The sequence below is a fragment of the Lysinibacillus sp. GW823-FHT02G10 genome, assembly GCF_058797135.1.
Genome location: NZ_JBXAJI010000002.1, coordinates 87,345 through 110,373 on the forward strand (window position 1 = coordinate 87,345; position 23,029 = coordinate 110,373).

At 38.2% G+C, this 23,029-nt stretch carries 26 protein-coding genes; 4 read left to right on the top strand and 22 right to left on the bottom strand.

The window, feature by feature from the left end; translation table 11 throughout:
* Positions 1-702 precede the first annotated feature (702 nt).
* The 4 genes from lepA to gpr form a co-directional block, all read right to left on the bottom strand.
* A complete protein-coding gene (lepA, locus tag AC1RFD_RS10365) occupies positions 703-2,529 on the bottom strand; it encodes a translation elongation factor 4 (RefSeq protein WP_004226914.1) in 1,827 nt (608 codons plus the stop codon).
* 477 nt (positions 2,530-3,006) lie between these two features.
* The gene (locus AC1RFD_RS10370; protein WP_492474882.1) at positions 3,007-4,902 is read right to left on the bottom strand and encodes an acyltransferase family protein; all 1,896 of its coding nucleotides are present in this window, start codon (positions 4,900-4,902) and stop codon (positions 3,007-3,009) included.
* 593 nt (positions 4,903-5,495) lie between these two features.
* The gene (gene spoIIP / locus AC1RFD_RS10375) at positions 5,496-6,350 is read right to left on the bottom strand and encodes a stage II sporulation protein P (RefSeq protein ID WP_225340378.1); all 855 of its coding nucleotides are present in this window, start codon (positions 6,348-6,350) and stop codon (positions 5,496-5,498) included.
* 120 nt (positions 6,351-6,470) lie between these two features.
* On the bottom strand, positions 6,471-7,487 hold the full coding sequence (gene gpr, locus AC1RFD_RS10380) for a GPR endopeptidase (protein WP_048392158.1): 1,017 nt from the start codon (positions 7,485-7,487) through the stop codon (positions 6,471-6,473).
* A 163-nt stretch (positions 7,488-7,650) separates the two neighbouring features.
* On the opposite strand from gpr, the gene rpsT reads away from it, so the two are divergent.
* Positions 7,651-7,899, top strand: coding sequence for a 30S ribosomal protein S20 (rpsT, locus tag AC1RFD_RS10385; RefSeq protein WP_004226906.1), 249 nt, complete (start codon positions 7,651-7,653; stop codon positions 7,897-7,899).
* Positions 7,900-7,994: 95 nt separating this feature from the next.
* Here the strand turns inward: rpsT and holA are convergent, their stop codons facing one another.
* On the bottom strand, positions 7,995-9,005 hold the full coding sequence (gene holA, locus AC1RFD_RS10390; RefSeq protein WP_048392157.1) for a DNA polymerase III subunit delta: 1,011 nt from the start codon (positions 9,003-9,005) through the stop codon (positions 7,995-7,997).
* Positions 9,006-9,170: 165 nt separating this feature from the next.
* Between holA and AC1RFD_RS10395 the strand changes: the two genes are divergently transcribed.
* Complete coding sequence (locus tag AC1RFD_RS10395; protein WP_004226902.1) at positions 9,171-9,308, top strand: YqzM family protein; 138 nt, start codon at positions 9,171-9,173, stop codon at positions 9,306-9,308.
* 28 nt (positions 9,309-9,336) lie between these two features.
* On the opposite strand, the gene AC1RFD_RS10400 is transcribed toward AC1RFD_RS10395, so the two are convergent.
* The 13 genes from AC1RFD_RS10400 to AC1RFD_RS10460 form a co-directional block, all read right to left on the bottom strand.
* Positions 9,337-11,613 (bottom strand): DNA internalization-related competence protein ComEC/Rec2, encoded by a 2,277-nt coding sequence (locus AC1RFD_RS10400; RefSeq protein ID WP_492474883.1) that lies wholly within the window; start codon positions 11,611-11,613, stop codon positions 9,337-9,339.
* Positions 11,614-11,627: 14 nt separating this feature from the next.
* Positions 11,628-12,197 (bottom strand): ComE operon protein 2, encoded by a 570-nt coding sequence (locus AC1RFD_RS10405; RefSeq protein ID WP_004226897.1) that lies wholly within the window; start codon positions 12,195-12,197, stop codon positions 11,628-11,630.
* Positions 12,198-12,302: 105 nt separating this feature from the next.
* Positions 12,303-12,929, bottom strand: coding sequence for a helix-hairpin-helix domain-containing protein (locus tag AC1RFD_RS10410; RefSeq protein WP_288583661.1), 627 nt, complete (start codon positions 12,927-12,929; stop codon positions 12,303-12,305).
* A 127-nt stretch (positions 12,930-13,056) separates the two neighbouring features.
* Positions 13,057-13,185 (bottom strand): hypothetical protein, encoded by a 129-nt coding sequence (locus AC1RFD_RS10415; RefSeq protein ID WP_492474884.1) that lies wholly within the window; start codon positions 13,183-13,185, stop codon positions 13,057-13,059.
* Positions 13,186-13,229: 44 nt separating this feature from the next.
* Complete coding sequence (locus AC1RFD_RS10420; protein WP_115674130.1) at positions 13,230-13,967, bottom strand: class I SAM-dependent DNA methyltransferase; 738 nt, start codon at positions 13,965-13,967, stop codon at positions 13,230-13,232.
* A complete protein-coding gene (gene rsfS / locus AC1RFD_RS10425) occupies positions 13,968-14,312 on the bottom strand; it encodes a ribosome silencing factor (RefSeq protein WP_004226890.1) in 345 nt (114 codons plus the stop codon).
* Entirely contained in the window at positions 14,309-14,881 is a 573-nt protein-coding gene (gene yqeK, locus AC1RFD_RS10430) for a bis(5'-nucleosyl)-tetraphosphatase (symmetrical) YqeK (RefSeq protein WP_103118467.1), read from the bottom strand. The genes rsfS and yqeK overlap by 4 nt, the downstream gene beginning before the upstream one ends.
* Positions 14,850-15,440, bottom strand: a complete 591-nt coding sequence (locus tag AC1RFD_RS10435) for a nicotinate-nucleotide adenylyltransferase (RefSeq protein ID WP_048392152.1) — start codon at positions 15,438-15,440, stop codon at positions 14,850-14,852. The genes yqeK and AC1RFD_RS10435 overlap by 32 nt, the downstream gene beginning before the upstream one ends.
* A 9-nt stretch (positions 15,441-15,449) precedes the next feature.
* Positions 15,450-15,752 (bottom strand): ribosome assembly RNA-binding protein YhbY, encoded by a 303-nt coding sequence (yhbY, locus tag AC1RFD_RS10440; RefSeq protein ID WP_048392151.1) that lies wholly within the window; start codon positions 15,750-15,752, stop codon positions 15,450-15,452.
* 5 nt (positions 15,753-15,757) lie between these two features.
* Positions 15,758-16,588 (bottom strand): shikimate dehydrogenase, encoded by an 831-nt coding sequence (aroE, locus tag AC1RFD_RS10445; RefSeq protein ID WP_131520522.1) that lies wholly within the window; start codon positions 16,586-16,588, stop codon positions 15,758-15,760.
* A gap of 32 nt (positions 16,589-16,620) precedes the next feature.
* Positions 16,621-17,724: a ribosome biogenesis GTPase YqeH gene (gene yqeH, locus AC1RFD_RS10450; protein WP_131520521.1), complete on the bottom strand. Its 1,104-nt coding sequence runs from the start codon at positions 17,722-17,724 to the stop codon at positions 16,621-16,623.
* Positions 17,721-18,242: a YqeG family HAD IIIA-type phosphatase gene (locus AC1RFD_RS10455; protein WP_016994153.1), complete on the bottom strand. Its 522-nt coding sequence runs from the start codon at positions 18,240-18,242 to the stop codon at positions 17,721-17,723. Before AC1RFD_RS10455 ends, yqeH begins: the two co-directional genes overlap by 4 nt.
* Before the next feature lie 36 nt (positions 18,243-18,278).
* The gene (locus tag AC1RFD_RS10460; protein WP_048392148.1) at positions 18,279-19,061 is read right to left on the bottom strand and encodes a phosphatidylserine decarboxylase; all 783 of its coding nucleotides are present in this window, start codon (positions 19,059-19,061) and stop codon (positions 18,279-18,281) included.
* 136 nt (positions 19,062-19,197) lie between these two features.
* Here AC1RFD_RS10460 and pssA point away from each other — a divergent pair, with 136 nt between their 5' ends.
* Entirely contained in the window at positions 19,198-19,698 is a 501-nt protein-coding gene (gene pssA / locus AC1RFD_RS10465; protein WP_048392670.1) for a CDP-diacylglycerol--serine O-phosphatidyltransferase, read from the top strand.
* Between the two features lie 86 nt (positions 19,699-19,784).
* Positions 19,785-20,492, top strand: a complete 708-nt coding sequence (sigK, locus tag AC1RFD_RS10470) for an RNA polymerase sporulation sigma factor SigK (RefSeq protein WP_004226867.1) — start codon at positions 19,785-19,787, stop codon at positions 20,490-20,492.
* Positions 20,493-20,615: 123 nt separating this feature from the next.
* Here sigK and AC1RFD_RS10475 read toward each other — a convergent pair whose 3' ends face one another.
* The 4 genes from AC1RFD_RS10475 to greA all read right to left on the bottom strand — a co-directional run bounded on the left by AC1RFD_RS10475 (position 20,616) and on the right by greA (position 22,867).
* Entirely contained in the window at positions 20,616-20,771 is a 156-nt protein-coding gene (locus AC1RFD_RS10475; protein ID WP_026023469.1) for a hypothetical protein, read from the bottom strand.
* Between the two features lie 51 nt (positions 20,772-20,822).
* The gene (gene mtnN / locus AC1RFD_RS10480; protein ID WP_016994157.1) at positions 20,823-21,515 is read right to left on the bottom strand and encodes a 5'-methylthioadenosine/S-adenosylhomocysteine nucleosidase; all 693 of its coding nucleotides are present in this window, start codon (positions 21,513-21,515) and stop codon (positions 20,823-20,825) included.
* A gap of 60 nt (positions 21,516-21,575) precedes the next feature.
* Positions 21,576-22,235 carry a YrrS family protein gene (locus tag AC1RFD_RS10485; RefSeq protein WP_048392147.1) on the bottom strand — a complete coding sequence of 220 codons (660 nt, stop codon included), beginning with the start codon at positions 22,233-22,235 and terminating at the stop codon, positions 21,576-21,578.
* Between the two features lie 143 nt (positions 22,236-22,378).
* Positions 22,379-22,867 carry a transcription elongation factor GreA gene (gene greA, locus AC1RFD_RS10490; RefSeq protein ID WP_016994160.1) on the bottom strand — a complete coding sequence of 163 codons (489 nt, stop codon included), beginning with the start codon at positions 22,865-22,867 and terminating at the stop codon, positions 22,379-22,381.
* Positions 22,868-23,029: the final 162 nt, after the last annotated feature.

Here is a 23,029-nt window from a genome sequence, read left to right on the forward strand (position 1 = left end):
TAAATATTTCCATATATGATAATTAATTATAGATTAACGTTTAAAATATTAATATATAAACTATATATTCCAAGAGAATATTGTGAATTACGTCTAACACTAAGAAAAGGTGGATTGATTATGAATTCAATATATAAGCCATTAATTTTAGCGGTGGTAGTAGGGGTATATGTATATATAGCCAGTAAAAGTGATAATAATGTGATACCAAATTTTGTCATACTTTATCTTATAATTACAATAGTTTATTTATTATTCAGAAAAATTGAAGAGAAAAGAAAAAGAGTAAGGAGAAGATAACTTAATTAAAAGTAGGAGATTCGAGACTCTGTGAAAAGATTCACTGTAAATTAGCCAACTACCTGAAAAAAAGTAGCTGATAGTAGCCAAATACCCAGATACTCAATAAATACGAGTATCTCGGCATTATTATTAACGATGCTAATTGAAAATGGACAACCAATAAAAACAGTTCAAAAAGATTAGGACATAGCAGATCAGCAATTACTGAAGACCGCTATGTCCATTTAACACAGAAGATGGCAAGAGATGCTGCCGATATTTTTGATTCCATCGCTAAAGATTTTTAAATTGCTTGCACAATTTCAATGCAGTGGCAAATCGGTGGCAATCTCCACCTAACTGATACAAATCTATTTGCTTAAACCCTTATAAACCCCTATAAACCCTGTTATATCAATATTACTTCGAATCATCCATCTTCAGCACAGCCATGAATGCCTCTTGAGGGACTTCGACTGAGCCTACTTGTTTCATACGTTTTTTACCTTCTTTTTGTTTATCAAGAAGTTTTCGTTTACGGGAAATATCTCCCCCGTAACATTTCGCTAATACGTTTTTACGGATGGCTTTAATTGTTGAACGCGCCACGATTTTTTGTCCAACTGCTGCTTGAATTGGTACTTCAAATTGTTGGCGTGGGATTAATTCTTTTAATTTTTCTACGATGATTTTACCTCGATCGTAGGCAAAGTCACGATGTACGATAAAGCTTAGGGCATCGACTTGCTCACCATTTAATAAAATATCCATTTTCACTAATTTCGATGGCTGGTAACCAATAAGTTCATAGTCGAATGAAGCATAGCCCTTTGTATTTGATTTTAAATAGTCAAAGAAATCATAGACAATTTCTGATAATGGCATTTCATAAATAATACTTACACGCGATGTATCAATATAATCCATCGTCATGAAATTACCACGCTTCATTTGACAAAGTTCCATAACCGCTCCCACATAATCATTTGGTACCATGATTGTTGCTTTCACATATGGTTCCTCGACACGATCGATTTTTTGAGGGTCTGGCATAAAGGATGGATTATCGACTTTCAGCTCAGTACCATCTGTCATATGAACATTGTAAATTACGGAAGGTGCTGTTGTAATTAAGTCGATATTAAATTCACGCTCAATACGCTCCTGAATAATTTCCATATGTAGTAATCCTAAGAATCCACAGCGGAAACCAAAACCAAGTGCTTGCGATGTCTCTGGCTCATATTGTAGCGCAGAGTCATTTAACTCTAGTTTTTCTAACGCTTCACGTAAATCATTGTATTTGGCTGTATCGATTGGATACAAACCACAGTAGACCATTGGGTTTAAGCGACGATAACCAGCTAATGGCTCAGCTGCAGGACGGTTTGCATAGGTTACAGTATCCCCTACACGTGTGTCACCTACATTTTTGATAGATGCGGTTAAGTAACCTACATCACCCACTGTTAATTCAGCCTGTGGCACAACTTTTGGTGTATGTACCCCAACTTCAATAACTTCGAATTCCGCACCTGTTGCCATCATACGAATTTTATCGCCAGGCTTGACAGTACCATTGATGACACGAATCGAAATGATAACACCTTTATAGGCATCATAAACAGAGTCAAAAATTAAAGCTTGTAGTGGCGCATCTGGATCACCAGTTGGCGCTGGTACCTTCTCTACGATTTGCTCTAGAATATCCTCGATACCAATACCTGCTTTCGCAGAAGCTAATACTGCTTCAGAGGCATCTAATCCAATAACATCTTCTACTTCTTGACGTACACGTTCAGGGTCAGCTGCAGGTAAATCAATTTTATTGATTACAGGTAAAATTTCTAAATCATTGTCTAGTGCTAAGTAAACATTTGCTAGTGTTTGTGCTTCAATACCTTGTGCTGCGTCCACAACTAAAATGGCACCCTCACAAGCAGCTAAACTTCGTGATACTTCATATGTGAAATCGACGTGTCCTGGTGTGTCGATTAAATGAAATGTATACACTTCGCCGTCTTTTGCTTCGTACTTTAATTGAACTGCATTTAACTTAATTGTAATGCCTCGCTCACGCTCTAAATCCATTGAGTCGAGGAGCTGTGCCTTCATTTCACGGGAAGTTAAAGATTTTGTTTGCTCTAAAATACGGTCAGCAAGCGTTGATTTCCCATGGTCAATATGTGCAATAATAGAGAAATTTCGTATATTCTCTTGTCGTTTTAAACGTGCTTCTCGGTTCATCTTTTCCACTCCTAATTAAACTATAATGAATTATACTATGAACATAACGCAAAGTACAACAGCAACTAGACTTGAAAGCCTATAATATCAATACTTTCAGTGTTTAATGACGTTTTTAAATTTTACAGTATTAAGTATATAAATGCAGGCAAATCAGCTATAGTAGTACTCGATGTGTAGCAGTTGAAATGAAAATGCGTCTACTCGACATGAGGAGAGATTCTCGCCTGATCAACCAAGAAAAGCACGCTATCTCCAAAAGATATCATCATCCATATTGCTAAAAAGCGTGAACACAATCCCATTTTTATAAACCTAAACTATGATTAGTAAAAGAAAGAATGGACATCGCATCATCTTCCATATAATGGAACAGATCAAATATCAAGCTTACCATACAGGAACAACTAATAGAGGTCTAAGATATAGAAAAAGTCAGCTACGCAGATAAAACTGTGTATACTGACCTTTTTTATTTTATTTGTTTAAGGATTGTTGAATGAGCTTTGTTAAAACTTCTATCCCTTTTTTCTCTAAATGTACACCGTCAGGGGCAAAGTATTCAGGGTGATTGATTGCTGCTGCATGCCAGTCAATTAGTGTTATTCGCTCATGTTCCTGTGCTTTTTGCAGTAAAGCTTCATTCACCTTTGCTTCCCAAGATCGCGGCACACGTGTATTCACTAAATAAATATCGGCATTTGAAAAAGCTTCAAGGAGTGCATCCATTTGGTCAGTCGTAAAATAACCATTTGTCCCCAATTGTAGAATGACTGCATGATTAGGTTGATTAAAACTTGCATAATTTGGTGCAAGTTTTACAGCTTGCGAAACTTGACGGCCTATTTTTCCATCGATTGTAATAGTCGGATACATATTATGTAAGCTCGGTGCAATATCAATCATTAAGGAGTCACCAATGGCTAGTATGCCACGATAAAACTCATCCTTTTCAGGCTCTATAATGGTGTTATTTTCTTCTTGCTTAGGTGTTTCTACCTTCTGAACATCCTCTACTCCCTCATCCTTACTTTGAGAAGGCTTGTCGGTAGAGGCTTCAGCTTGTTTGTCCTGCTTGTTCAGATTGGCTGTAGGCTCTTCGCCATTAATTTTTATCGTTGTTGGCAGCGTTTTAGATGGGTTTTGCTGACTTTCACCCACTACACCTGTCATGCCTGTGAAAAATACAAGCAGAAAAAGAGGAACCATAACCGTTGATATTTTTCGTGGAAAAGTAAGGCTTCCCCACTTGTTTTTATTACAAATCAGATATTTTTGACAATAGACTCGGAACCCTTCTTTCCGGATGGGCATTTCAATGAAGCGATAGGATAGCTCTGCAATCATCAGGATTAGTAAAAGCTGCAGGAATATTCGCCAATAGGAAGGATTTCCAATTTCATGAATGGGTGTCCCTAAAACCATGACAGGATAATGCCATAGATAAATGCCGTAGGAACGAGAGCCTATCCAACATAATGGCTTCCATGCTAATATTTTTCCTAGTATGCTGACTGGATGAGAAATACATGCAATCAAAACAGCAGCATTCAAGCAAAATAAAAACATGCCTCCTCTATAAAGAAAGGATTGATATTCATCCACATACACTATGCTTACTAAAAAAATAGTAAGTGCAATGAAACTCATAATATTTAGTTTCTTCACATGGTTCGCTGATAATTTTTGAGAAGATAGTCGTTTCATTGGCCAAACAAGTGCTAGCCAACAGCCTATTAATAATTCAAAACAACGTGTGTCCGTTCCATAATAAACACGACTAGGATCAGCGCCTGGCTGATAGAGTAATGCCATTACGAATGCTGAACAAAGGGCACCACAAAAGATGATATTTGCTAGTTTATTTTGTTTTTTAACAACAAAAAGTCCAATCATTAAGAGCAATGGCCATATCAAGTAAAATTGTTCTTCAATAGCTAATGACCATAGGTTTTTTAAAGGTGATGGAGAACCGAAACTATCAAAATAAGAGAGTTTATGAAAAATGAACCACCAATTACTTGAATAAAAAATGGAGGACAATGCATCCCCGCGCAAAGTATGGAGAAGCTCTTTATGAAAGAGCATTGCCCAAACAAATGATGTAACAATCATAACGTAGGCAGCTGGTAGTAGCCTTCTAAATCGTCCCACCCAAAATTTCTTTAGGCTGACTGTTAATTGATTGCCCTTTAAAGGTAAGATGGTAGAGGTGATTAAATAGCCCGATAATACAAAGAAGATATCTACTCCTAAAAAGCCACCTCTAGCCCAACTGAAGTTAAAATGATAAGCAATAACTGCTAATACAGCCAATGCTCGAATCCCGTCTAGTCCAGGAATATAACGATGATTTAATGACTTGCCTGACATACTATTCCTTCCTTCAATAATCTCTCAATTTCGTTTCGGTATAATGTGTTGGTTTTTTCTAGCTGTACAAAGTAGAAGTCAATCTAAAAGCGCTGTCACAATCTGTAATAACCGCACACGGCTTTGGTTAAATGATGTTAGTTACATCCAAATGCTACAAGGAGTATCGCTTTTTGAAGGTATTCCCTTCTGCATCAAGATAAAACCTGTTGTCACGTAATAGAACCTTTTGGATTGATAACCATCCCCTCTCTATTATTTTTGCTTATTCACTTATATGTTTGACGATTGAAATACGATAAAAGTTTGAGAGAAAAATGAAACGTTATCATTTTTAGTCTTCTAAAAAATCATATGTATATTTGCTATAGAGGCATTCCCAAAAATGGTATATACTCCAAAAGTAAGTTTGCTTTATTTGCATATGCCTTCATTTAACGTTTTATCATGAAATTCGCGAGCCAACTTGAAAATTATAAGACAAGAATGGAGCAATGGAAAGACAATTAATGAGAATTATTTCTGGAAATTTTATTATCATACAATATTAAAAAAGTGAGCCCACAAGAGTCCCACTTTTTAATATGATTGGTCTATTTTGTTGAATCATTGACAAACGCTTTTGATATTGCCTTACCAATTACAGCAATCGTACGATTAACCTCTTCCTCAGTATTACCAATTCCACCAATCTCAATAATCATCATTTGCTTTGCTAAATCCTGATTGTATCGCCCATCAACCCCATCACCACTTTTAGAAATAACACCTTTGGAAATTTTCGGAACAATGGCGTTTAGTGTGGATGATAAACTTTCAGCATAGGCTGTATTCCAGCGGTAATTAGCATGTTCTGCCCCAACAACAATAGCGATTTTCGCATAATTTTCCCCATTATATGAGATCGTTGTAAGATCATGTTTTAATGAGTCACGATGTAAATCAACTATTAAATCATAATTATTTGTTTCTAAATGCTTACTTAAATATGGCCTCATCACATTATAAGATTCATGATAGCCTTTACCTTCTTCTTGTAATTTCTTCATAATATCTACATCAAGAACATCCGTCTTTAAACCATTTACATTAAAATGATTCACAATCTTATCCTTCAGGCTCATAATATTGACCGTTTCATGAGAAGTCGCTACCTTACCACTCACTGCTTTCACCATAGGTTCATATGCTTCATGCGTATGGGTAAATAACACTAACACTTTAAATGGGTCCGGGTCTAGGGCTTGATCTGGTTCAGGTTCTTTCGTTTGTTCCAGTACACTTTGTTCAGCTAAATTGGTAGCAGCAAACACGACTTGCTTATCTTCTGATTGTTTGATCGGAGTCGATGCTTGCTTGTTGAACGGAAGTTGCCCAGCAATGACAGGTAATACGAAAAAGAACAATAATATACCAAATGACCATTGTAGTTTTTTTAGCAAAGTCACACCCTCCTCCCCATATCGTATGGAGGGGGGATGTTAATTAGAACGAAAATAAATTTCTTGTTTTACGCATAAATAAGCGTGTTTTAGAAGGACTACTCTTTGCGTTGTTTCTTCATTATTTTATAAATCACTTGCCCAATTCATTAGCATAGAAGCCACTAATTTTGCATAGCGATCAATCCAATAGTCTGCTTCTTTTGGTGTAACCATCAGTTGTGTGTGTGAGCCAGCGAAGGTTTCCTCAAACAGCTGCTGCCGCTCCTCCTTCGTCCATGTCGCCCATTCTCCAAATATAGGTTGTACTAATGTCATATCCAGTTCCTTGTTGATATCTGGTTGCCATGAGGATAATGAAAGCTTTGATGACGGTTTACTGCGTTCAGCCACACGAGCAGCTATCGAACGTAGCATAGTTTCTACCGCATCCGCAATTAATACAGGTGCATCTACTACAGTAGGGATCCCTATTGCTGTTACGGGAATGCCAAGCATCTCATAGGAAATCTCTTGCCGTTGATTGCCTACTCCTGAACCTGGATGTATGCCTGTATCTGTTAATTGAATCGTTTTACAGAGTCGATTACTCGCTCTTGTAGCAAGTGCATCTACTACAATGATTAATTTCGGTTGCAAACGTTCAGCAATAGCAGCCACAAACTCACCTGTTTCGTAGCCTGTTTGTCCTGTTACACCAGGAGCATACATGACAAATTTTTCATCAATGACATCTAAACTATGCAAATGGTCAATTAAATATGGACCTATTGCATCGGGTGTTATAGTGCGATTTCCTAAACCGACTATTAAAATTTTATCGTCTTCTTGCCAAGAAAGTGCGTCATGCATTTTTTTGAAATTTACAAGCAATTCTTTTTCAAGTTGTGCAAAGCCTTCTTGATCTTCTAATGTTAGTGTCGGGACAGAAAGGGTAATATACTGCCCTTCTTTTTTACCAATTTGCTTTTCCCCTTCAGCATCTACAAGAACATCTGTAATTTTTACTCTACCAGCATTCCGATCTTCAATTTGAATGCCACTTGATTGTTCAAGCTTTTCTTTTTGCTCTTTGGTCTGATGGACAACTACCTCTTCTGATTCATCGATTAAATCTGTTCGTTGCCAATTAAAATTTTGCATACAGTTCACCTCAAGCTGTAGTTTGTTCAAACTGTCAAGTAAATATTCTTTGCATTTATCTATTGCAATTTGGCCAAGCGTTTGTTAAAATGATTTTTGTTGTATTGACACAAGAAATCAATGAGAAGATATCATCTCGTACCTAATTTAGGAGGTGAAATATATGCCAAACATTAAATCTGCGATTAAACGCGTAAAAGTTAACGAAAAAGCTAACATTGCTAATTCTCAAGCTAAATCTGCAATGCGTACTACAGTGAAAAAAGCTGAAAACGCTGTTGCTGCTAACGCTGAAAACAAACAAGAACTTTTACAAGCAGCTTTCAAATCTTTAGATAAAGCAGCTTCAAAAGGACTTATCCACAAAAACGCGGCGGCTCGTAAAAAGTCTCGCCTTGCTAAAAAAGCGTAATTGTTTAAAGGATCAGATACTCTATTAGGAGTAGCTGATCTTTTTAATTTTATAGAGAACATAAAAAGCTGCCCTTATTGGACAGCTTTCTTTGCCTATAGTTGGCGCAATAAAAATAGCTCTAGATAGCGCTCTCGATTTCCACCAGACGATTTTAGCTGTAAATCAACCTCTGCTAATTGATATAATGCCCGTAGCAAATTTTCTTCTGAAGGCCGATGCCGTTGCTCAATCATAAGTTTGACGCGATACGGATGAATTTTTAAATTTTTAGCGATTTGTTGAGGGTGATAACCTTTTTTCAATAAATAAAAAACATTTGACATGGTACGAACATTGGATGCTAGCAAGCCCACTAACATAATAGGTTCTTGTTTTTGTCGCAATAAATCATGATAGATAGACAAGGCTCCGACAGAGTCATTTGCCAAATATGCGTTAAGCATTTTAAAGGCATCTTGCTCTAATGTTTTTGCCACCAAATCCTCCACTAAAGAAGTTGTAATTTCGCCACCATCACCTAAATAAAGGGTTAGCTTGTCAATTTCCATCTGTAATTGTAGCATGTTGGCTCCGACCATTGTAACAAGCAATTCAATAGCATCTTGTGTAATGCTATTACCTTGTGTTTTGACAATGCCTTGAATCCATACGGCTAAATCCTGCTCTTTTGGTGTTTCTGCTTGTACAAATAATGCATGCTCTTTCATCATTTTAGTCACTTTTTTGCGCTCATCCAATTTTTCATAAGGAGCAATAAAAACCGTTACGGAAAAATCAGAAGGATTCGACAACCATGTTTCCAATCGTTTCACATCATGATCGATTTTTTCCTTCCCTTTCTCGGTTGCTTTTAAAAATGAAGCATTTTTAGCAATAATAAGCTTACGTTCTGAGAAAAAAGGAATGGTATCTGCTTCATCCATGACTGCATCTACTGGTACTTCTTCTAAATCAAATGTCGACATCTCCAGATCTTCTTCTGGACCCAATGCCTCTTTTAAACGTTTAATGGTTTCATCTATAAAATAGCTTTCTTCACCAACAAGCAAATATACTGGTGCAAGCTCACCTTTTTTTATTGTATTCCAAACCGTTGAAATCATAATTTCCCCTCCATCTAGCAATACTATTAGTATACATGATTTCATAGTCCTTTGTGTCTTTGACCGAATTGTGTCGATTCCTTGCCAGACGGGGAAATCACCTTTTCGATATAGCTTTTATGACCATGTTGTCTTATAATAAATAACAGAATTGGAGGGATAACAATGAATCCATTTGAAGGAAAAAACATACAATGTCGACGTAACGATGCCATCGATTCTGGTGTTGGCTTCGGTGTATCATTTGGCGTTTTCACGCTTATGTTTATTATTGCAACTATAGTAGAATTTGTATCACAGTAATTGGACTTATGCAGGAGAAGGGCCTTGGTCATTGGACAAGGCCCTTTTCATTTACGCTAACGGACCAGCTATTATCACGAATACGTATTTCGATTGATCCATTCACCCCTGTTGTCCATGTCACTAAATCTCTACTGACAAAACGTTGTACTACTTCTTCATGTGGATGACCATAACGATTATGGAGACCTGCACTAAAAACGGTTAATTGGGGCTGTAGCAGCTCGACAAATTCTTCTGTGCTTGATGTCTTACTCCCATGATGCCCTGCCTTCAGCAATGTGAGATTGGCCAATAAAGGTCCATAACGCTTGATCAGCTGTTGTTCGCCATATTGCTCCAAATCCCCTGTAAATAACGCTGTAAACGCCTTTTGCTGCATGTACAGGACAAGAGAATCATCATTTCCCTCATAAAAGGCGTCATCAGGCCATAAGTAATAAAAATCTGTATCCCCTACATGCCACGAAGTCCCCTTCATTTTTTCTTTAATAGGAATATGTCGCTTATTTGCTTCTCGCAATAAATCATCCATTAAAGGCTCATTCAATGAACCAGGTGTAACGTGTATTTCCTTCATGTTAATCTCTTGTAAGACTTCCTCTGCTCCTTCAATATGATCTGCGTCTGCATGCGAAGCAATAAAAATATCGATAGTTCGTATTCCCTTGCCTTTTAAAAATGGGACGACAACTTGCTTCCCTACCTCATATGGACTATCTGCTTTCTTCCACGATGCCTGCTCAAAGCGCAATACTCCACCTGTATCTATAACATAGACAGCCCGTCTAAAAGGCAATTCAATGACAATACTATCTCCTTGCCCTACATTTAAGAAGGTAATCTTTGTTTCGTTATACAACATGGGTGCCAAATGAATCCAAATAACAGGGATGACAAGGATCAAAATAGCTTTCCTGAATCTTTTTATTTCCAAATAATAGAAGCTCGCTAAAACACTTAACATCGCCACGCAGCTCAGCCAAATAGATGGTTTGCCTGGTGACCATAATTGCCAAGGAAGCTCTTGCATATAAAAGATTACTTCGGTCAGCCAATTACGCAGCGGTTCATAGCCAGCAAATAGGACATTAGCAAGTGGTAAAGAAAGATAAGATAGCACAAAGGCAATCATATTAAAGGGTAATATAATAAAGGAAAACAGTGGAACAAAAACAATATTGACAAAAAACGAGGATAAAGATAATTCATAAAAATGATGGAGTAATAGTGGGTAAACGAGCAGTTGGCACACGAATGTGATAAAAAAAGAACGACCTAGCCAAGTTCTTGTCTGCTTAAAAATAATACCAGAATAAAGAAGACTAGCGGTTGCTAAATAGGATAGCTGGAAACCAATTTGGAAAATAACACCTGGCTCAAGCAAAACAAAGCCTATAAAGCTAATAGCTAATGCATCATCGATCGAAAGAACCCACTTAAAAAAGCGCAGTAACATCATCAATTCTACTACAGAAACAGCACGCCATACGGAAGGTGCTCCCCCTGCAATAACTCCATAAACTGGTAAGAGGATCAATAGCACGACAGTAGCCATTTCCTTGCGAACTCTTATTCTAAGTAATCCTTCAAAAAAGAGCCAAGACATCAGCGCAACATGTAGCCCAGAAATCGCAAATAAATGGGTAATACCGAGCTTTTGATAGGCACGCTGCAGTTCATCCTCCATCTGATCTTGCACCCCTATTAAAAGTGCTTGAGCCTCTGCTACAAGTGATTTTGGAAAAGTCCTCTCTATATGCTTTTTCATATTGTGTCTTACTTCGGCAAGAATAGTGAAGATGGAGGTTCGTTTTCCTACATAATGCCAATTCGTGATTTCAACAACGCCTGTTGCTCCTTTGCTCGTTAAATAGTTTGACATGGAAAAGGCATAAGCATGGGCAGATGGAGAGGGAGTCACGAGTTCACCTTTTGCAGAATACGTCATTCCAGTTAATGAGGTATTTTCATAAAAATTTTTCTCTTGTTCCGAGGAAAAGGTATAAACTACGTAAAGTTTTTGGCCATTTGTTGTTGTAGCAAACCCACGGAGTTTTTGCCCGTTTATTTTATAGTCACTTGACCAAGTTATAGGGAAGGTTGACGGTAAAGGGGAAGGTTCCGTCAGATGATTGATAGAAAGGAAAAAATAAGTTAGTAGACCACTAGTTAGCACAAAAATTGCAAGAAAACGTGACTCACCTTTTATGGTGAGCCACAGGACTAGTAGCAGTAAAAAAATGAGTAGCCATGCTGATTTGTATACTGCAATAGCAGCTATCAATACAGCAAGAGCTACCATAATCCATCTATGCTTTAAAGCTTGATGCCAAATAATGCACTCACCTTCTGTTCATATGGGAGCAATTTTTCAGCAGATACCCCACTCTCGCGAAGCTCGTGCAGCATTTCTGTATACAAAGCTAGTTTGTCATCTCGTAAAAAATCAATTTTACGTTCATCAAAGGGTACATGAACTACTTCCACTCCAGCTTTTGCAAATAACTCCTGTGCATATGGATTATTTTTATAATCCGTTGCGTAATACACACGTTCTATGCCAGCTTGAATGATAGATTTTGTACATGGTAAACATGGAAAATGTGTTACATACAAATCAGCACCTTTTGTCGGTGTTCCATATTTAGCACATTGCAGTAAGGCATTCATTTCAGCATGCACGGTACGGACGCAATGATTATCAACCACATAGCACCCTTTTTCGATACAATGCTCGTCCCCTGTAATGGAACCGTTATAACCACCTGCAATGATGCGTTTGTCCCGTACAACAGTTGCTCCTACAGCTAGTCTTGTACATGTGCTACGTAATGCGAGTAAATGGCTTTGTGCCATAAAAAATTGATCCCAAGTAATTCGCTCCATATGACTACCTCCAAAAATTGTCTAACTAATTAACTTTCTCTTGCTTTTCTACTACAGTGTAGCCCTTTTAGAAAAGGGGCGTCAATATACCATCCTTTAAAAGCATTACTTTACAGTAATCGCATCCTTTAGCTTTTCAAATGTTTTATCACCAATACCACTAACATTTTTTAAGTCATCTATGGTTTGAAACTGCCCATTTTCCTCTCGATACGTAAGGATACTTTGTGCTTTAGAAGGACCGATTCCTGGCAATGTTGCTAACGTTGCTACATCAGCTTTATTGATATTAATCTTTTGCTCCTTATTAGTCTCAGTAGGTAACGTTAACAGAGAAGAGGATCCTTCCTCTAGCTGTTCGCCCATGATAGGAATATAGATTACCATTTCATCCTGTACCTTTTGGGCATGATTGATAAATTGTGTGTCAGCATTCTCTGTATAGCCACCAGCAAGCTGTACAACATCTTTTATACGTTGGTCTTGCTCAAGTTCATAAACGCCTGGATACATTACAGCACCCTTTATTTCCACAAATACCTGCTGCATAACCGCTTCCTCAGCAGATTCACTCAAATTTTTTTCTTCAATAGGTTGGATTGTTTCGATGAGCTCTTCTTGGGGAGGTGAAGAGTCAGAACTCGAAAAATAGAAGTAACAAAGTCCACTGACGACTAGTATGCTGGGGAATAACATACTTTTTTTGTACTTTTGCCATAAAGATTGTAGCACAGTACCATCCTTTCCTTGCGAAAGGTCATCATATGGAGTTATATATATCTTACACTATGGATGGGTGGTTGAAAATGATAAAAAAACGTCAGAAGGTTCAATTTACCTGTTGAAGAGAGCTATCCTCTTAGTTATATCCAGTTTTATCCGACAATTTAGCCTCTTTATCCTCCTGTTCAAGTGTTCTATCCGCTACTTTAATCTTTCTATCCGCTACTTTAATCTTTCTATCCACTACTTTAGCTTTTCTATCCATCAAAAAAGCCACACTGCGTATTACACAGTGTAGCTCCCTTTTCTTTATTTCAGCGCACGAATAAAAATGCGTTCACTTTCCTCATCAGGTGCCTCATCTGTAAAGTCTGCTGTAATTTCCACATGACTAAAACCGATGGCATGCAACCAAGCCATATACTGCTCGATAGTGTAAGTACGTTGCACGTGCTCCTCATCAAAGCGTTCATATAATTCACTTGCGTCATCTCGTACATAAAAGGTCATTTGATGAATAACCGAATGTTCAAAGTCGGCAGGCTCCGTATGCCATATATAACTAATGTCACCATCATCATATGTGAACGGACCATCTAAAAAAATCTCATTCATTTTAAATAACGAGTGAACATCAAAAAACAGCTGACCTCCATCACGCAACGCCGCATAGATACGTTCTAATGTCGTATAAACAGAGTGCTCCTCTACCACATAATTCAAGGAATCAATTGTGATTGTGACAACATCGATTTCCTCAAATCCATCTAGTTCGACCATAGACATACAGTATAATGGTGCATGGTAGCCTGCACCAGCAAAGCGTTCTGCGGCAATGGACAGCATCTCTTCTGATAAATCGATTCCACTGACTTGATAACCAGACTTTGCAAATAACAAGCTAAGTACACCAGTGCCACAACCAATATCCAACAGTTTTGGGTACTGGCTGCTTGGTGCATGCTGTACAACCCAATCTACATAAAGATTGTAAGGAATATCCGTTTGCAGCTCATCATAGACATGAGCAAAGCGTTCGTAACTCACTTAGGCCTCTGGCATGTCTAGTTGCGGTGCATCGCCCCAAAGACGCTCTAAATTATAATAAGCACGCTCATCCTTATGGAATACATGTGCCACAACATCGCCTAGGTCAACTAGTACCCAACGAGCTCCATCAAATCCTTCGACACGGCGAATTTCATAGCCTTGTTGTTCAGCTACATCCTGTAATTCGCGTGCAATGGCTTGCACTTGGCGATCTGAGTTACCATGAGCAATGATAAAATAATCTGCTAAAAGGGAAATTCCTTGCATATTTAAAACGACAATATCCTCACCATGTTTGTCGTCAATTGCTTTGTACGCTGCTTGTAATAAAGTTGAAGTCATCCTTCACTATCCTCTCTGTTCATCATATCGTTATAACATTCTATAGATAAAGGATAAATCGGCTGCTTTGTGTCAATTAAAAATGCCAAAGTATGGCGTACACATGCACTCATCGCCTTATCCAAATTTTTTTGTGCTTTTTTGCGCAGACGATCAACTCCATCAAATCGACGGTTCGGTTCAATCATATCTGCGACAAAAATAATTTTTTCTAAACGGCTCATATTAGCCCGCCCAGTTGTATGGAAACGAATAGCATTCAACAGCTCTTCGTCTGTGATACCAAACTCACTTTGTGCTATATATGCACCTACTGGACCATGTAGTAATTCACTACCCCATCCAATTAGTCTTTCATCTAATTTTTCATCACGAACGATATTTTCCATCCACTCAATATCAGCATATTTAGCAATATCATGGAGGATAGCTGCTGTTTCAGCTTTTTTTACGTCCTCGCCATATTTATGAGCTAGGTTGATGGCCGTTTCCATCACTCCGACTGTATGAATATAACGTTTTTCAGGCATTCTTGGCTTAATCACCGCTAAATACTGTTCGCGTTCCATAAAGACCTTCCTCTCGTATGAACGTCTCTACAGCTTCTGGTAGTAGAAATGTAACCGTTCCTCCTGTAGCCAGGCGTTCACGAATCAGTGTGGACGATAAATCGATTTGAGGTATTTCCACCATACGTATAGGGTACTCTGTTGCCGCGGCTGTCCCTGGACGCTTTACTCCGACAAACTGAACAAGTTTCACTAAATCATCTATACAATGCCATGTATGTAGCGAATCAATCATATCGCCACCGATGATAAAGTAAAATTTCACATTCGGCTCTCTTCTACACAATGCAGAAAGTGTCTCATAGGAATAGGATACGCCACCCTTCTCAAGCTCATACGACTCTACTGAAAAATAAGGAAATGGACGAATCGCACGTTTTACCATTTCAAGTCGTTCAACATTACTAGCATCAAAACGTGCATTCTTATGTGGTGGGATGGCATTAGGCATAAAGCGGATTTCATCAAGTTCTAGCGCATGAAATACTTCATTTGCCATTAAAAGATGACCCATATGTGGTGGGTTAAATGTACCTCCAAGTAAACCGACCCTTTTCATCGTCTCACCTTATTTCGTTACTTTTGGTAATACAATCTTTTTATGATTGCGTGACTCTTTATATAAAACAACTGTCAGACCGATTAATTGGACAAGCTCCGCATGAGCGCCTGTGGCTAATGCTTCTGCGACTTCATGTTTATCCTCTTCACAGTTATCTAAAATACGTACTTTAATCAATTCACGTACTTCTAATGCCTCGCGAATTTGCTTTGTCATTTCATCATTAACGCCACCTTTTCCCACTTGGAAAATAGGTGTTAAATGGTGTGCTTCTGCACGTAAAAAACGTTTCTGTTTACCTGTTAACATAAAAATTAGTTTCCTCCTAATTGCGCCTTCAGTTGCGCAATCATTGAATTTGTATTTGGATAGTTTCCTAACCAGTGTTCAAAAGCGATGGCTCCTTGATGGACAAACATTCCTAAGCCAGTGACAATCGTTGCTCCTTTTTCTTCAGCCGCTTGTAAAAAAGGCGTCATTAATGGATTATACACAATATCCGCAACAATTGCTTCTTTCATCAGCCGATCTAATGAAAATGGCATTGAAAAATTGCCCGTGGAAAGGCCAGCTGATGTCATTTGCACAATAATGCTGAAATCAGCTAGCGTTTCTTCCGCTTGTTGTAATGAAATGGCACGTCCCATACCCATTTCATCAATAATCATTTGAGCATTCGTCACCGTACGATTGGCGATGGTTACATGACGATAGCCTTGTTGCTGCATAGCAAAGGCAATGCCTCGAGCAGCACCTCCAGCACCAACAAGTAATACAGGCTTGTCTTTATGAAAAACCCCAACGGCTTCTTCCAGTGATCGAACAAATCCAATACCATCTGTATTATAGCCTTTCAGCTTTCCTTCTGTTGTTCGTACGACTGTATTCACTGCGCCCATTTTTTGTGCCAGCTCATCTAGCTCGTCTAGATACGGAATGATTGCTGTTTTATGAGGAATGGTCACGTTCCAGCCACTTGCCCCTAATGTCTTCAAACCAGCAACAGCAGATTCTAATTGATCAGGCGTTACATGTAAAGGAATATATGTCGCATCAATTGACATGTCCTCAAACCAAGCATTGTGCATGGCAGGTGATTTTGAATGTTCAATTGGATCACCCATAACTGCAAACCATTTCTTCATTTCCTAGTCCCTCTCTCTACTATGTCCTCCATTTAGATCAGCGAAGGACGAATTGAAACTTGTACACCTTTTGGTGCGTAAGCTGCTACTACTACATTCGCATGTTGAACGGTAATCCAGCCAAGTCCAGAAAATACTACATCTGTTTTCGCTTCTTTGATGGAAAATTCGTGACGAACCAATGGTGGTAACTGGTCGATAAAGTCCGCAGTTGGGGGTGCCAATAATTCTCCTTTATGCTCTTCATATAACGCATCTGCCTTCTCAAGCTTTGTACGATGAATTGGTAAATCATTTGCCACATGGATGGTAAAGGCAGAACGATCACCCTGAATAAAATCAAATCTTGCTAATGCACCAATAAATAGAGTTTGCCCAGCATTTTGTTGATAGACTTTCGGCTTAATTTCTTTTTTCGGCATAATATATTTTAATTCACTGGCATCAATATGATGAGCCATTTGATGATGATTAATAATACCTGGCGTATCATATAATGCACTACCATCATCCAATGGAATATCAATCATGTCTAAAGTAGTACCTGGGAAATGTGAGGTTGTAATCACTTCACCCTCACCTGTTGCCTGCTTAATAATTCGGTTAATGAACGTAGATTTTCCAACATTTGTACAGCCAACAACATATACATTTTGTCCTTTACGATATTCATCGATGGCTTCCATTGCTTCTGCCATCCCTTTGCCTTTATGGGCACTGACTAATAGGACATCGATAGGCTGTAGTCCAAGAGCCTTTGCTTCACGTTTCAGCCAGTTGATAACTTTTTTTGGCTTCACAGACTTTGGTAATAAATCAGCTTTGTTGGCAATCAATAGGACAGGATTCTTCCCTACAAAACGATGAAGCCCTGGTAGCCAGCTTCCATTAAAATCAAATATATCAACAATTTTTACGATTAAGCCTTGCTGTGTGCCAAGACCATTTAAAATACGTAAAAAATCGTCATCTGTTAACGATACTGGTTGAATTTCATTGTAATTTTTCAAACGGAAGCAACGCTGGCAAATGACCACATCCTTTTCTAATGATGATGGGGGTGCATACCCAACTGCTGTTTTATCTTCTGTTTGAATTGTTGTACCACAGCCAATACAATTTGGCATTTCAATCATTCTTGTTCCTCCCAAGTTATAATTCCTTTTCGTTTCAAATCATTAAATACGCGACGTTCAATGAAACGATTCAATTTTGTTACAAGCCCATCTGATTGTGCAACAGGCTTCACGAGCACTGTGTGTAAGCCTAAGCGATTTGCGCCCATTACATCCGTAAGGAGTTGATCTCCTACCATTACTACTTCATTTGGACGTAAGCCTAGTTGAATCAGTGCATTATAAAAAGCATTACGAAGCGGCTTTTTCGCCTTGTGAATATAAGGGATACCTAACGGCTCAGCAAAATGCTTTACACGAGCTTCCTTGTTATTTGACGCAATAATAACACGAATACCTGATTCTTTCATAATGCGTAACCAAATGATTAGCTCTTCTGTTGCATCTGGACGATCCCATTCAACAAGCGTATTATCTAAATCCGTAATGATTCCTCTAATCCCTAATTCTTGTAACTTTTCCGGCGTAATTTCAAAAATATTCGTCACAAATTCGTTCGGTAATAAAAAATTATACAAAATAGCGACCCCTAATCTTAACGTATTATTCGACCATTATAGCATATTTGCAAAGGCTTCACCCATTCGAATTGGGCTTCCTTTTACAACATTATCCGTAAATTTAATTGTATCCTTTTCAAACAGCATCACAACAGTGGAACCAAATGAGAAATAACCAACTTCCTGCCCTTTCTGCCATTTCGTTGTTGTATTGGTAAGTACAATGGAATTCACAAAGGTTGCACCTACTTTGATAAATGCAACATGCTGATTATTTGCTGCTTTCAGCTCAGTCACTAAACGATAATTATGAGAAATTGGTTTTTTACCGTATGTAAGACCTAACTGATTCACAGGATAAGATTTCTGACCAAGTGTATATTGTCGTAAGACTTCTCCATCTATCGGGCTATGGATACGATGGTAATCAGCAGGACTTAAATAAAAAACAATAAAATGTCCGTCTGCATATTGTGCAGCTCGTTCTGTATTGCCGAGTAAATCTTGTAATGCATAAGGCTTACCCTTCACAAGAAATGTCATATCCCATTCAATACGTCCAAAGGATTCCACTTTTGCGTCCACTGGGCTGGCATAGACAGTTGGATTTTTTTCAATAGGTCGAGCTTCTTCAATAAGTTCTCTTGTAAAAAAATCATGTAAACATGAAAATTGTTGTTGTTTTTTTGAAACTTCTTCAAGGTTAATATCGTATAACTTCATGTAGCTTGGTATTATACGTTTACTCCACTTCGCTTTTGCTATTGTCTGCAAAAGATGGGAAGATTGCTTACCATTCGTTAGTTCTATCAAGCGTTGATATAGTTTTTCTTTCATACAGTAAAACCCCTATCCATTAATTTAGACTGTCAATTTTTTCGCATTCGAAGTATAATGGTACAATATCTTAAGTGCAAAGGAGTGATCCCCCTTGTTTTTTTATCACAAGTTGGTGGATACCACGGTTAAGAAAATGAAATCGCACGCAGCTAACTTCATAACAATTAGTAATATGTCCTTTGGAGGCGCGGCTATTATGGCCACTCTACATGAATACTATAGCTATAGTGTCTTGTTTATCTTTATAGCAGCTCTTCTTGATCGCTACGATGGTAAGGTAGCGAGAGCGCTCGGACAAGTGTCAGAATTAGGTAAACAATTAGATTCTATGAGTGATATTATATCATTTGGTGTGGCGCCTGCATTATTAATGTATGAAGTTGTTCTAGTTGATTTTGGTTTTGTCGGCATGATGATGGCCGTATTATTTATCGTCTGTGGCGCGATGCGTTTAGCTCGCTTCAATATTAGCGAAGCGAACGGTTATTTCACAGGTTTACCAATTACAGCCGCAGGTACGTTCTTAACTTTAACGTATTTCGCAGCTTATACGTTCCATCCGGCATTTTATCTTTTCCTTTTCCCCATTTTAGCTTTACTCATGATTAGTACATTTACGTTAAAAAAAGTGTAACAGCACATTTGCTGTTGCACTTTTTTCATTTCCCACGGCTTTTAAACATATACTGTCGAAAAATGGGGAAAGGATGAAATCATTCAATGAGCGGAATTTTTACATCGATGTTGCAGTTATGGCTTGAAATCCCTGCGTTGCTTGGCTATTTAAAGGGGCAAACATTCCATAAACCCTTTTCAAAAGAAGAGGAAGCTGCTTGTATTGAACGATTTTTAGGTGGCGATGAGCAGGCGCGTCTTGATCTAATAGAACGTAATATGAGGCTTGTCGCACATGTCGTTAAAAAATTCCATCCAAAACATGAGCAACTCGATGATTATATTTCTATTGGAACAATTGGACTAATGAAAGCCGTTGAGAGCTATACCCCTGATAAAAAAACTAGGCTTGCCACATATGCAGCTCGTTGCATTGAAAATGAGATTTTAATGCATCTACGCACCCAAAAGAAAGTGCAAAAAGACGTTTCGCTATTTGAGCCGATTGGAACTGATAAAGATGGGAACGCACTGCAAATTCGCGATTTACTTCAGTGTGATGAAGAAAGTGCCACAGAGAAGCTAGAGCATAAAGAGCATGTAGCACAACTATACCACTATTTGCATATGCTCGATGAACGTGAGCTCGAAATTGTGACACTCCGTTATGGCTTAAATCAACAGGATGCACTTACGCAAAAGGAAATTGCAGCACGCTTAAATATTTCACGTAGCTATGTATCTCGCATTGAAAAACGGGCACTTATTAAACTCTATCAACTATATAAACGAGACCAAAAAACTATTGAATAATATATTGTAAAATGGTTATGAAAAAAATTCAATCCTTCAATGGCAGAAGAATATGCCTATTTCATGGCATATAAAAAACTCCTTTGCGACATGACTATGTCGCAAAGGAGCTTTCCCGTCATACTAGTGTGCTGATTCAGAGAGTTCTGCTGAAATCAACGTACCTATTAAAGTTGTAATAATCACTACACCTGCTGTTAAAAATAACATCATGAATGCCTCCCATTCTATTATGAAGAGATTTATTAATGTCAGTGTAGCATTTGTTTTTTGTATCAACTGTGATTTTTCTCACAGAATAAACCACACATTTTGACCATTCTGTGTAGTTTATAGTGAGGAAATTGCTTTTAATACGACTTGTGTCGAATGTTTTGCAGCAACTGGTAAAAATTCATCAAAGCTAATATTCGATTCTTTACCTGCAATATCTGATAATGCACGAATGACTACAAAAGGTGTAGCAAATTGATAACAAACTTGTGCAACTGCAGCCGCTTCCATCTCTACAGCTTTCATTTGAGGGAAATGGCGACGAACAGCCTCTACACGTTCAGGATCATTCATAAAAGCATCCCCAGAGCAAATTAAACCAACGCCATACTGGTGCTCTCCAACTGCCTTTACAGCCTCCTCAGCTACCTTCATCAATTTCTCATCTGATTTATATGCTGCTGGCATACCAGCCATTTGTCCAATTTCATAGCCAAAGATTGTGACATCCACATCGTGGTGACGAACTTCATCAGAAATAACGACAGCGCCTACCTCAAGAGCTTCATCATATCCACCTGCAGAGCCTGTATTAATGACAACATCTGGTTTAAACTCATGTAAAAGAATTGTCGTAGACATAGCAGCATTTACTTTACCAATACCGCTTTTTAATAATACGACTTCCTTGCCTTCAAAAGTTCCTGTTGTATACTCACTACCTGCAATCGTTGTGCTGTGTGCATCGTCTAATGCTGCTCTTAGAAGCTCCACTTCCTCTTCCATTGCGCCAATTACTGCAATTTTCATGTACTGTTACTTCCCTTCTTTTATCAACTCTATTAAAAATAATCAAAAGAGTGATTTTCGTCAATAGGCGCCTTCTAATGTATTTAGTTGCTCTAGCTTCACAGGCTTCCACCCTTCATTATCAACCCATTCCATGCTTACACGATACATTTGAGATTTATCATTGGTCGAAACAGTTGCAATGGATGAATTAGGACCACCATTATTTTGCATACGCCAGATGATCATATTGCTTTGGTCAATACCTGTCACAGTAGATACTGTTGCTACTTTCTCAGCCCAGTCTACAGACGTGTCGTCATATGAAGACACATGCTGACCTGTTTGAGTTGTAGGTGTTGGTTGCCAATTTTTATTCGTGATGACCTTCTCAACAATAGGATTATCTGATGCTGATTCTTCTGCTGTGCCTTGTTCTTCCTGGGATGTCTCAGGTTCTGATTCTTCTTCTGAAGGTTTATCTTCTTCTACAGCAAGATCTTCTTTTTCTTCATCCGTCGGTTCTTTTTCTACTTCTTTTTCATCATCACCGCTCTGTTCTTCTTGAACGGGTTCCTCTTTCACTGCTTGATCTGCATCATCTTGCCATTTAAACACATAGGTTGCTGTGATAATAATGAGGACAACCACAACACCAATTAGAACATTCAATAGTTTATCTAGCTTTTTATTACGAGATGGCTGCAAATGACGACCACTTCGAGTTTGTCGTTCACTCATAATGTCTCCCCCTCTCTAGGCAATATTCTATCAAGTTCGACAGCACTTGCAAAATAATTCTACTCACTATTTTACTACATAGTTATCACGCTAAAAATGGTACAAGCAGTCAGCCAAAGGCTAACTGCTTGTACATAGTCATATTATTTAATTGAGACAATTTTCACTTTCATTTCGCCGCCAGGTGTTTGAACGACAACCTCTTCACCTTCAGCACGACCAAGTAGACCTTTTGCAATCGGTGATTCATTCGAAATACGGAATTCCATAGGATCTGCCTCAGCAGAACCAACAATTGTATAAGATTCTTCATCTGTTGATGGCTTACCATTGATGATTTCTACGAATGTAACCGTTTTCCCTAGTGATACTACACTGTTATCTGTCTCGTCTTCAGAAATAATCACTGCATTGCGAATCATTGATTTTAATGTTGAAATACGACCTTCTAAAAAGGCTTGTTCTTCTTTAGCAGAATCGTACTCAGCGTTTTCAGAAAGATCTCCAAAATCACGTGCTATTTTAATGCGTTCAACGATTTCTTTTCGTGTTTCAGTTTCTAATTTTACTAATTCTTCTTCTAATTTACGTTTTCCCTCAGCTGTCATAGGGTACTGTTTTTCATTTGCCAAAGTCCTTCACTCCTTGTTTCTTCAATATAAAAACATAAAACTCGACTAAATGCACGGAAGATGCATTTAATCGAATTTTATTATTTTTAAACGTTTTCAAATTACGCTTTGACCTAATAGTATGCATGCTTTTTCAAAATATGCATGTAAATATTGTCAATA

Coding starts and splice junctions, on each gene's coding strand:
- AC1RFD_RS10400 (WP_492474883.1), bottom strand. CDS start 11,613: ATGGTAGCTCTTGCTGTATTGATAGCTGCTATTGCAGTATACAAATCA.
- rpsT (WP_004226906.1), top strand. CDS start 7,651: ATGCCAAACATTAAATCTGCGATTAAACGCGTAAAAGTTAACGAAAAA.
- AC1RFD_RS10370 (WP_492474882.1), bottom strand. CDS start 4,902: ATGTCAGGCAAGTCATTAAATCATCGTTATATTCCTGGACTAGACGGG.
- rsfS (WP_004226890.1), bottom strand. CDS start 14,312: ATGACTTCAACTTTATTACAAGCAGCGTACAAAGCAATTGACGACAAA.
- AC1RFD_RS10485 (WP_048392147.1), bottom strand. CDS start 22,235: ATGAGTGAACGACAAACTCGAAGTGGTCGTCATTTGCAGCCATCTCGT.
- AC1RFD_RS10435 (WP_048392152.1), bottom strand. CDS start 15,440: ATGAAAAGGGTCGGTTTACTTGGAGGTACATTTAACCCACCACATATG.
- aroE (WP_131520522.1), bottom strand. CDS start 16,588: ATGAAGAAATGGTTTGCAGTTATGGGTGATCCAATTGAACATTCAAAA.
- yqeH (WP_131520521.1), bottom strand. CDS start 17,724: ATGATTGAAATGCCAAATTGTATTGGCTGTGGTACAACAATTCAAACA.
- AC1RFD_RS10395 (WP_004226902.1), top strand. CDS start 9,171: ATGAATCCATTTGAAGGAAAAAACATACAATGTCGACGTAACGATGCC.
- gpr (WP_048392158.1), bottom strand. CDS start 7,487: ATGCAAAATTTTAATTGGCAACGAACAGATTTAATCGATGAATCAGAA.
- sigK (WP_004226867.1), top strand. CDS start 19,785: ATGAGCGGAATTTTTACATCGATGTTGCAGTTATGGCTTGAAATCCCT.
- holA (WP_048392157.1), bottom strand. CDS start 9,005: ATGATTTCAACGGTTTGGAATACAATAAAAAAAGGTGAGCTTGCACCA.
- AC1RFD_RS10415 (WP_492474884.1), bottom strand. CDS start 13,185: ATGGATAGAAAAGCTAAAGTAGTGGATAGAAAGATTAAAGTAGCGGAT.
- AC1RFD_RS10460 (WP_048392148.1), bottom strand. CDS start 19,061: ATGAAAGAAAAACTATATCAACGCTTGATAGAACTAACGAATGGTAAG.
- AC1RFD_RS10405 (WP_004226897.1), bottom strand. CDS start 12,197: ATGGAGCGAATTACTTGGGATCAATTTTTTATGGCACAAAGCCATTTA.
- lepA (WP_004226914.1), bottom strand. CDS start 2,529: ATGAACCGAGAAGCACGTTTAAAACGACAAGAGAATATACGAAATTTC.
- yhbY (WP_048392151.1), bottom strand. CDS start 15,752: ATGTTAACAGGTAAACAGAAACGTTTTTTACGTGCAGAAGCACACCAT.
- mtnN (WP_016994157.1), bottom strand. CDS start 21,515: ATGAAAATTGCAGTAATTGGCGCAATGGAAGAGGAAGTGGAGCTTCTA.
- yqeK (WP_103118467.1), bottom strand. CDS start 14,881: ATGGAACGCGAACAGTATTTAGCGGTGATTAAGCCAAGAATGCCTGAA.
- pssA (WP_048392670.1), top strand. CDS start 19,198: ATGAAATCGCACGCAGCTAACTTCATAACAATTAGTAATATGTCCTTT.